General features: G+C 65.3%; 9 protein-coding genes. 6 read left to right on the plus strand and 3 right to left on the minus strand.

What is annotated here, in order from left to right:
• Positions 1-67: 67 nt before the first annotated feature.
• The 6 genes from GSQ89_RS39390 (at position 68) to GSQ89_RS24640 (ending at position 5,580) form a co-directional block, all read left to right on the plus strand.
• Complete coding sequence (locus GSQ89_RS39390) at positions 68-1,084, plus strand: ABC transporter permease (protein ID WP_158930233.1); 1,017 nt, start codon at positions 68-70, stop codon at positions 1,082-1,084.
• Positions 1,078-1,866: an ABC transporter ATP-binding protein gene (locus GSQ89_RS24620; protein WP_158930235.1), complete on the plus strand. Its 789-nt coding sequence runs from the start codon at positions 1,078-1,080 to the stop codon at positions 1,864-1,866. The genes GSQ89_RS39390 and GSQ89_RS24620 overlap by 7 nt, the downstream gene beginning before the upstream one ends.
• A gap of 15 nt (positions 1,867-1,881) precedes the next feature.
• Positions 1,882-2,817 (plus strand): aliphatic sulfonate ABC transporter substrate-binding protein, encoded by a 936-nt coding sequence (locus GSQ89_RS24625; RefSeq protein ID WP_158930237.1) that lies wholly within the window; start codon positions 1,882-1,884, stop codon positions 2,815-2,817.
• 11 nt (positions 2,818-2,828) lie between these two features.
• On the plus strand, positions 2,829-3,962 hold the full coding sequence (gene ssuD, locus GSQ89_RS24630; RefSeq protein ID WP_158930239.1) for an FMNH2-dependent alkanesulfonate monooxygenase: 1,134 nt from the start codon (positions 2,829-2,831) through the stop codon (positions 3,960-3,962).
• Positions 3,963-4,041: 79 nt separating this feature from the next.
• Positions 4,042-4,797 (plus strand): aliphatic sulfonate ABC transporter permease SsuC, encoded by a 756-nt coding sequence (gene ssuC / locus GSQ89_RS24635; protein WP_158930241.1) that lies wholly within the window; start codon positions 4,042-4,044, stop codon positions 4,795-4,797.
• A 3-nt stretch (positions 4,798-4,800) separates the two neighbouring features.
• Positions 4,801-5,580: an ATP-binding cassette domain-containing protein gene (locus tag GSQ89_RS24640; RefSeq protein WP_158930243.1), complete on the plus strand. Its 780-nt coding sequence runs from the start codon at positions 4,801-4,803 to the stop codon at positions 5,578-5,580.
• 162 nt (positions 5,581-5,742) lie between these two features.
• On the opposite strand, the gene GSQ89_RS24645 is transcribed toward GSQ89_RS24640, so the two are convergent.
• The 3 genes from GSQ89_RS24645 to GSQ89_RS24655 are packed head-to-tail and all read right to left on the minus strand — an operon-like array spanning position 5,743 to position 8,587.
• Complete coding sequence (locus GSQ89_RS24645; RefSeq protein WP_158930244.1) at positions 5,743-6,882, minus strand: NAD(P)/FAD-dependent oxidoreductase; 1,140 nt, start codon at positions 6,880-6,882, stop codon at positions 5,743-5,745.
• Complete coding sequence (locus GSQ89_RS24650; RefSeq protein WP_216856363.1) at positions 6,864-7,541, minus strand: methyltransferase domain-containing protein; 678 nt, start codon at positions 7,539-7,541, stop codon at positions 6,864-6,866. The genes GSQ89_RS24645 and GSQ89_RS24650 overlap by 19 nt, the downstream gene beginning before the upstream one ends.
• Positions 7,538-8,587, minus strand: a complete 1,050-nt coding sequence (locus GSQ89_RS24655) for a type III polyketide synthase (protein WP_158930246.1) — start codon at positions 8,585-8,587, stop codon at positions 7,538-7,540. The genes GSQ89_RS24650 and GSQ89_RS24655 overlap by 4 nt, the downstream gene beginning before the upstream one ends.
• Positions 8,588-9,166: the final 579 nt, after the last annotated feature.

Here is a 9,166-nt window from a genome sequence, read left to right on the forward strand (position 1 = left end):
TTGAAGGCCATCTCGGTGATCAAGCCAAACACCAATACGGAACGATTTGCCGCGAAGGTGTACGCCGATGTCCTCAGCTAGTCTTTCATCGCAAGACGCCGGCCTTGTCGATTTCCCGCCGGTCGCGGACGTCCGGGCAGGATTCTGGTTCACCGGCCTGCTGGCGGCGGCCGCCTGGTTCGGCGCCGCAATGATGACGGGTGGCCTACCCGACATCGACGACTTCGAGCGCACCGAACTGCTCGCCAGGTTGGCCGCCGGATTGTCGGGCCTGCTGCTGCTGGCCTCGGTCGGGGCCAGCCTGTTCCGCTTCACTGTTCCCGCCAAATTGCGCGGCGCCGGGGCTTGGCTGGTGCTCCTGGCGGTGGCGCTGGCGGCCTGGGAACTGGTGACGGCCAAGTTCGCGGTGCTGCCGCGGCCGTTCTTCGCCTCGCCGCAGGCGTTGCTGGAGGTGTTCACCGACGATTACCCGCGGCTGGGCGGCAGTGTCTGGAACAGCTTTCGCCTGCTCGCCGGTGGCTATCTGATCGGTGCGGCGGTGGGGTTCGTGCTGGGGGTGGCGATCGGCTGGTCTCGGGCGATCGGCTATTGGGCGCATCCGGTGCTGCGGCTGATCGGACCGCTGCCGGCGACCGCCTGGCTGCCGATTGCATTCTTCGCCTTCCCGTCCAGCCACAGCGCCAGCACGTTCCTGATCGCGCTCGCCACCGGATTTCCGGTGACGGTGCTGACATGGTCCGGCGTCGCCGGGGTCAACAAGGCGTTCTACGACGTGGCCCGCACAATGGGGGCCAATCAGCGCTTCCTGGTGCTGAAAGTCGCCATCCCAGCCGCCATGCCGTCAGTCTTCATCGGCCTGTTCATGGGGCTGGGTGCATCGTTCTCGGTGCTGGTCGTGGCCGAGATGATGGGCGTGAAATCAGGCCTCGGCTGGTACATGCAATGGGCCCAGGGCTGGGCCGCCTACGCCAACATGTATGCCGCGCTGCTGGTCATGGCGCTGATGTGTACCGGGCTGATCACCCTGTTGTTCCGTCTGCGCGACAGGTTGCTCGCCTGGCAGAAGGGGCTGGTGCAATGGTAGGCGGAAATCTGGCTGAACAGTTCGTTGCCGGCGCCGACATCGATGTTCGTGAGGTCAGTCATCGTTTCGATCTCGACCGCAAGACGCTGCCGGTGCTGAACCGGGTTTCGCTTCGTATCAAACCGGGTGAGCTGGTATCACTGCTGGGGCCATCCGGTTGCGGCAAGTCGACGCTGCTGCGGCTGGTGGCGGGGCTGGAAACGCCGACGGTCGGCTCGATCCTGGCGGACGGCGTTCAAATCACGCAGCCCGATCCGTCTCGCGTGGTCATGTTCCAGGACCCGACGCTGTATCCGTGGCGGACGGTGAAGGCCAACGTCTCGCTGGGGTTGGAAGCGCGAGGGCTGCTGCGGCGGCAGGTGCATCGGGTGGATGAGGCGCTGCGGCTGGTCGGCCTGACGCAATTCGCCACCGCCTATCCGCACCAGTTGTCCGGCGGCATGGCGCAGCGGGTGTCGCTGGCCCGCGCGTTGGTCAACGATCCCAGGCTGCTGCTGCTGGATGAGCCGCTGGGCAAGTTGGATTCGATGACCCGGATGACGATGCAGCAGGAACTGGTGTCGTTATGGCGACGCACGGGGTTCACCAGCCTGCTGGTCACGCATGATGTCGAGGAGGCGCTATTCATGTCGAACCGGGTGATCGTGCTGAGCGATCGTCCCGCCTCGATTATTGCCGATCTGATAATCGACCTGCCATTTCCGCGGCATCGCGGCGATCCCCGCCTGGCTGAATTGCGCCGCGAAATCCTCGGCCTGCTGGGCCTGGACGCGGATTGGTAACGAAAGAACTTTCCGATGAAACTGAACAGACGGACTTTGCTCGCCGCCGGACTGACCCTGCCGGCGATCAAATCCCGAGCAGCCGGTGCGAAGACAGTGCGGGTCGGCATCCAGAAGGGTGAGCCTGTGCTGATGGCCGCCCGCGAGAACAAGGATTTGGAAAAACTGCTGAGCCCCAAAGGCATCGGCGTGGAATGGATCGAGTTCCAGTTCGGACCGCCGCTGCTGGAAGCGATGCGCGTGGGCGGCATCGACGTGGGTGCCGTCGGCGACACCCCGCCGGTGTTCGCTCAGGCCGCGCACGGCGATCTGCTGTATATCGGCTCGATCCAGGGGGCGCCGCAGTCGATCCTGCTGCCGGCGGGTTCGAAAATTCAAACCATTGCCGATTTGAAAGGCAAGAAGATCGCGTTCGGCCGAGGGTCGGCAGCGCATAACATGACGCTGATGACGCTGGAGAAAGCCGGTCTTCGTTACGATCAGATCCAGCCGATCTATCTGGGCCCCGCCGATGCCAGCGCCGCGTTCGAGCGTGGTGCCATCGATGCCTGGACCATCTGGGAACCGTATGCGTCGCTGTTCGACAACCGGCCGGGCGTCCGCACCCTGACGACGAACGCCGAAATCGGCGAGCAATACGGCTACATCATGGGCAACGGCGCGTTCGTGCGCGCCAACCCGGCGTTGGCGGCGCTGGTGTTGCAGACCTGCGCCACCAGCGCCGCGTGGTCGCTGGCCCATCGACCGGAGGTCGCCAAAATCCTGGCCGGCGCGACCGGGATGCCGCAGGAGGTCTGGGGACGCGCCCTGGCGCACTACCCATACAAAGTCTCGCCGATGACCGACGACCTGGTGCGCAGCCAGCAGAAAGTCGCGGACCGATTCCGAGCGCTCGGGCTCGTGCCGGTGGACTTCAAGGTTTCCGACATCGTCTGGCACGCCGGCGTTTGAAAGGTTTGAAAATGTCCAAGCAGCCACTCGATCTTTTCTGGTTCCTGCCCACCAGCGGCGACGGGTCCTATCTGGGAACCGAAAAAGGCCATCGTCCGGCCGATATCGGTTATCTGCGTGACATAGCCCGAGCGGCCGACCGCTTGGGGTTTGGCGGTGTGCTGCTGCCCACCGGCACCAATTGCCTGGACGGCTGGATGGTCGGGTCGGCGCTGGCCCCGCAAACCGAACGGCTGAAGTTCCTGCTGGCGCTGCGGCCGGGGTTCCTGACGCCCGGGCTGGCGGCGCGGCAATCGGTGGCACTGGATCGGATCAGCAACGGACGCCTGCTGCTGAACATCGTGACCGGCGGGCAGCCGAAGGACCTCGCGGGCGACGGCGTGTTGCTGGACCACGACGAACGCTATGCCCAGACGGATGAATTCCTGCACATCTGGCGGCGCCTGCTGACCGACGGAGCAGTCGACTTCTCCGGCAAGCACCTCACCGCTCAGGAGGCCCGGCTAGGCGTCTTCGACAGTGTGCAGAAGCCGTATCCGCCATTGTGGTTCGGCGGGTCCTCGGCCGCGGGGATCGAGGTCGCCGCGGATCACGTGGACACCTACCTGACCTGGGGCGAGCCACCAGCTTTGGTGAAACAGAAGCTGGACACCGTGCGCGCCCGCGCCGCCGCTCGGGGGCGGACACTGTCGTACGGTCTACGGGTGCACCTGATCGTGCGCGAGACCGATGAGGAAGCCTGGGACGCCGCCAATCGGCTGATCAGCCATTTGTCCGACGAAACCATCGCATCGGCGCAAAAGCGGATGCGGGAAGACACGGATTCGGTCGGACAGCTTCGCCAATTGGACCTGCACGGCGGGCATCGGGACAAACTGGAGATCAGTCCAAATCTGTGGGCCGGCGTCGGCCTGGTGCGGCATGGGGTTGGCACGGCCCTGGTGGGCAGCGCGGAAACGGTGGCGGAACGTCTGCGCGAATACCAGGCGCTGGGGGTCGGGACGATCATCGCCTCCGGCTATCCGCATCTGGAGGAAGCCTATCGCGTCGCCGAACTGCTGTTCCCGGCCCTGGGGATCGGCCAGCGCGCGTTTGAACCGGGTCGCGATTTCCGGGCGGCGCCGGTTCGGATGGCTGCGGAATGATCCGCTGGCTGATGTGCCTGCTGGCCGAAACCGCCTGGCCGCCGGCGTCCGATGAATGGTTGAAGAAGGATAGGAACCGATGAAGCGCGCGTTGCCGTGGATTGTTCCGGCGCTGATCCTGCTGCTGTGGCAGGTCGCGTCCGGGTTCGGCCTGATCGCCGATCAGGTGATGCCGGCCCCGACCGCTGTGGCCGAAGCATTCTGGCGGGTCGCGCGCAGCGGCGAACTGCTGCAGGATATCGAAATCAGCACATGGCGGGCGTTCGCCGGATTTGCCGTCGGCGGCGGCATCGGCTTCGCCCTGGGGATGCTGAACGGATTGTCCGGCCTCAGCGAGAAACTGACCGACAGCACGCTGCAGATGCTGCGAAACATCCCCCATCTGGCACTGATCCCGCTGGTGATCCTGTGGTTCGGCATCGGCGAGGAAGCCAAGCTGTTCCTCGTCGCCCTGGGCGTGTTCTTCCCGATCTACGTCAACACCCTGCACGGCGTGCGATCGGTGGACCGCCAGTTGCTGGAGATGGGGCGGGCATACGGCATGTCGGAAGGCGCGATCTTCTGGCGGGTGGTGTTTCCGGGCGCGCTGCCGTCGATCTTCGTCGGGCTGCGCTATGGTTTGGGGATCATGTGGCTGACGCTGATCGTGGCGGAGACCATCTCGGCGTCGTCCGGCATCGGCTACATGGCGATGAACGCCCGTGAATTCATGATGGTCGATGTCGTCGTCGTTTCGATCCTGATCTACGCCGCGCTGGGCAAGCTGGCCGACAGTGTCGCCCGTTGGCTGGAACGCACCTGCCTGTCCTGGAATCCTGTTTACGCGGAGGCCTGAGCCATGAACGTCAGTCTATTGGATACCGCCCTCGACACCGATCTTCGGGTGACATCGACCGGGTCGACGGTCAGCCTGCGTGGCGTGACCAAGGCGTTCGGCGCGCAGACCGTGCTGCATGGGCTCGACCTGGACATCCCGGCTGGCCAGGTCGTTGCCATTGTCGGACGCAGCGGCTGCGGCAAGAGCACCCTGTTGCGGCTGCTCGCCGGGCTGGATCGGCCGACCGCCGGAACGATCACGATCGATGGCGCGTCCTCCGGCTGGAAGGACAGCGTGCGCCTGATGTTCCAGGAGCCTCGGTTGCTGCCGTGGCAATCTGTCGCGGCGAATGTCGCGGTCGGCCTGTCGCATGCGCCACGCGGGGCCGATCGGCAGCGCCTGGCAATCGAGGCACTGACGCAGGTCGGGTTGTCCGGACGGGCGAAAGAATGGCCGGCGGTCCTGTCCGGCGGCCAAAAGCAACGAGTCGCGCTTGCCAGGGCGCTGGTCAGCCATCCCCGGATCCTGGCGTTCGATGAACCGCTGGGCGCACTGGATGCCCTGACGCGGATCGAGATGCAGGCGCTGATCGAGCAAGTCTGGGAAGACAAGGGATTCACTGCAATCGTGGTAACCCACGACGTAACCGAGGCGGTCGCGCTGGCCGACCGTATCCTGCTGCTGGATGCCGGCCGGGTGGCCATGGACGTGACAGTAGACCTTCCGCGTCCCCGCCGCCGCGGCGACCCAGAGGCCGCAGCGATCGAGGGACGGATTTTGGATCGGCTGCTGGGGCGGTAGACACTCTCACCGTCATGGCCGGGACACGTCCGGCTACGATGGTGAGAGGCACACCAGCCATTTCAAAACTATATGGTAACGTTCTGAGGTCGGCGTTCGTTCAAGCGGGGAACGTGCCGGGTATAAAGCTTGGGGGCTTCGTGGCGCGCCGCAACGACGCGGTCATCCTGCCGGGATCCGCACCATCTCCTCCGGCAGCGCGACCGTAGGCGGCAGCCGGGTGCCGCTGGCGGCATAGCGAAGCAACCCCGGAAACACCCGCGCGCCCCGGGTAAGTCCGGCCTGCACCAGCCCACTCATACAAGCGTGATGCAGCAAGCCGGCGAGGCGCATCTGCGTCCTCAGCGTGCTCCCCAGAGCCCGCTGATACGCCACCGAATCACCCCCCGCCATCCAGGTCTCCGCCGCGCTTTGCCCGCTGTGCAGGGCGATCGCCATGCCGTCTCCGGTCAGCGACGGGATTACCGCGGCCTGGTCGCCAAGCCGGAACAGACCGCCGGAATCCTCTGGACCAGCCTGATAACCGTAAGGAATGCCGGCAACAGCCAGCGGACGCGCCAACAAAGGCCGAGCGCCGGCCACCATCGCTGCAAAACGCCGGCTGCGCTGCTCGATCGAGGCGATCAGCCCCGGCCAACCGCCCCCATATCGTTGGAACGCCTGCCGCAGAATCGCGATGCACAGCACCGCCCGCCCATTTTCAACAAGCTGTAGCCCGGCATACCCACCCGGAAACAGGGTCAGCTCGATCGCGCCGTCCAGCGTCTTCGCCGGCCCCGGCGCCAGGTGAAAATACATCTTCATACCGACCGCACCCCGATCGGAGCGGGCACGCGGCAGGTTCCGCACGTCGTGCTTTCCCGTCGCCAGAAACACGGTTTCAGCCGTGAACCCGCTTTGATCGCCGGTTTGCGCCGTCCATTCACCCAGATCCAACGTCAGGTGCCGGACGGTCTGGCCGCGCTGCACGATCGCACCGGCGCTTTCCGCCCGGCTCAGCAGGGCCGCGTCCAACCCGCGCCGGGACAGCCCGAATGCGGGAAAGGGCAGGGTGGCTTCCGCAATACCTTCGCCATGGATCAGCCGAACACGCTGAATCGACGAGGCACCCAGAGCCACGGGATCGACACCGAGACCCCGAACACGCTGGATTGCGTCATCGCTGAGGAAATCCCCGCAGACCTTGTCCGCCGGCCCGGTCGTCCGCTCTACCAGCACAGGCCGGTAGCCCGCCTGCGCCAATGTGATCGCCGCCGCCGACCCGGCTGGCCCGGCGCCGATGATCAGCGGGTCGCGACGCATAGCCGGAACGGGATGTGCCAGGTGATCGCCGCGCGCTGATCGGTGATGCCGGCCTGCCGCAGCAGCGCCTGCCACTCCGTCCGGACGAACGCACAAGCGATGGAAATCTGCCCGTCCCCGCGCACGAACCGATGCCACAGCATCAGCCGGGCGAGCAGCGGAAAACCGTAATACGGCAGGACATGCCGGTGCAGGTCGCTGATGAACCAGCCCTGGGCGGCGTTTTCCTGCAGCCACCGCAGGAAGAAAACAACCTGCTCGTCCGTCAAATGATGGGTGAACTGTGAGGTGACGATGAAGTCGAACCGCTTCGCCGGCACATGGGCAAAGGCATCGCCCTCGATAAAGTCGATACCGGCGGCCGGATCGGTGGCTGCCCGAGCGGCGCGAATGGCCCATGGATTGAGGTCGATCCCCGTCAGCCGCGCGGCGGGAAAACGTGCCCTGATCCGTCGCAACGCATCCCCATGCCCGCTGGCGATATCCAAAACCGAGAAATCACCCGCCGCCCGTTTCGCCAGCCAGGCCAGCATCGGCCGATGCGTCAGCGTCACCACGTTGACTCGCGACAAATCGCGCAGACACCGGCTGTAATCCTCGAAATCCGCGCAGTCCGTGTCCATCCGTTCGGCCTCGGTACTGCGCCGGACCAGGGTCACGGCCGGTCGAATCCGAACGTCTCGACCGTCAGCCCGGGACCGAACGCCATCCCCATGCCGGTGCCACGCGCATCCGGATCGTCCAGCATCCGAGCCAGCACGAACATCAGCGTGGCCGACGACATATTCCCATACGCCCGCAGCACCTCACGCGAATGCCGCAACGCATCCGGCCCCAGCCCCAGCCCCTGCTGCACCGCATCCAGGATCGACCGCCCGCCGGCATGCACCGCCCACAGTGCCGGCGTCTCCGGCGGCAACAGGGCAGGGCCGTGCGCCGGCAGCCAGCGGCGGATGCGGCCGGGCACCTGTCCGGACAGATGCATCTCGAAGCCGTCGTCGCCGATGTGCCAGGTAATCAGCTCCGCGCTGCGCGGGATCAGCGCCGCCTGGAACCGCCCCAGCGCGATACCGCTCGCCTCCGCCGTCACCAGCGCCGCCGAGGCCCCGTCGGCGAACAACAGGAAGCTCAGCATCTTCGGCACATCCTGGAAATCCTCCTGCAAATGCAGGCTGCACAGCTCCAGATTGACCACTAAAACCCGCGACTGCCGATCCGCTCGGACGATCTGGTCCGCCAATTTCAGCGCATTCACCGCCGCGAAACAGCCCATGAACCCCACGATGGTGCGCTGCGTGCTGTCCGGCAGTTCGGCGGCCCGCATAATCTGGAAATCCAGCCCGGGGGCGCTGAACCCGGTGCAACTGGCAACCACCAGATGCGTGATACCGTCAGGTTCCAGGGCCCGCACCGCCTGCATCGCCAACGCCAGCGCATGCGGCTCATACAACGCCATCCGCGCCGCGGTGGAGGGAAATGCCCCCCGCCGATAGAACCCCCCGGCATCGAGGATCGTGTCGCGCGGCTTCGGCCCCGGCTCGAAGATCGCATAGCGATGCTCGATGTCCGCGAGCGACGCCATCCGGTCGAACAACGCCCGCCGGTGCGGGTCGACGATAGTCTCGCTGCCGAACTCGACGAACGCCGCATGCACATCATGCGGCGGAACGGCCGTGCCAATACGGTTCAACCAGGCCTGAGTCACGAGCGGTCCCTAACGGTGCCGCCTTGATGTGGGGGGCCAGGCGCATTCTGCCAGGGTGCCCGGTGGTCACCGAGTCGGACTGCTTATGGCGATCGGAGTGGTTCGCCGGTCACGCTGGCTGTGTCGTTCTGGTTGAAACAAAGTAATCAAGCGCACACAGAGTCACACCGAGTTTGCACAGAGTTACTCAGAGAAGATGATGTTACGCCGGGCGCGTCATGTTCGCTGACGAACGCCAAATCAAACGTGAAATGACACGAGCCTCACGCACACAAATTCAGACATTCCCAACCCGCGCGAAGCGCCTTATCCTTTTCTCGGTGTAACTCTGTGCAAACTCGGTGCAACTCTGTGTGCACTTGATTATTTTCTCAAAACACAGACCAAACCAAACGGGCCGGCACCGTCACCGCCTCATCAGGCGCCAACGCACCACCCGAGAAGGGCCACCTCCCCCCCAACCACACCCCGCAGATCACCCACAACCGCATCCAGCACCGCATCCCAGTCCCCCGGCGCCGGCTGCCGGTACACGCGCAGCGTCGGATACCAAGGGCTATCACGCCGCCCGAGCAACCA

Origin of the sequence: Acidisphaera sp. S103, assembly GCF_009765975.1 — a bacterium.
GTDB lineage: Bacteria > Pseudomonadota > Alphaproteobacteria > Acetobacterales > Acetobacteraceae > Rhodopila.

Coding starts and splice junctions, on each gene's coding strand:
- GSQ89_RS39390 (WP_158930233.1), top strand. CDS start 68: ATGTCCTCAGCTAGTCTTTCATCGCAAGACGCCGGCCTTGTCGATTTC.
- GSQ89_RS24620 (WP_158930235.1), top strand. CDS start 1,078: ATGGTAGGCGGAAATCTGGCTGAACAGTTCGTTGCCGGCGCCGACATC.
- GSQ89_RS24625 (WP_158930237.1), top strand. CDS start 1,882: ATGAAACTGAACAGACGGACTTTGCTCGCCGCCGGACTGACCCTGCCG.
- ssuD (WP_158930239.1), top strand. CDS start 2,829: ATGTCCAAGCAGCCACTCGATCTTTTCTGGTTCCTGCCCACCAGCGGC.
- ssuC (WP_158930241.1), top strand. CDS start 4,042: ATGAAGCGCGCGTTGCCGTGGATTGTTCCGGCGCTGATCCTGCTGCTG.
- GSQ89_RS24640 (WP_158930243.1), top strand. CDS start 4,801: ATGAACGTCAGTCTATTGGATACCGCCCTCGACACCGATCTTCGGGTG.
- GSQ89_RS24645 (WP_158930244.1), bottom strand. CDS start 6,882: ATGCGTCGCGACCCGCTGATCATCGGCGCCGGGCCAGCCGGGTCGGCG.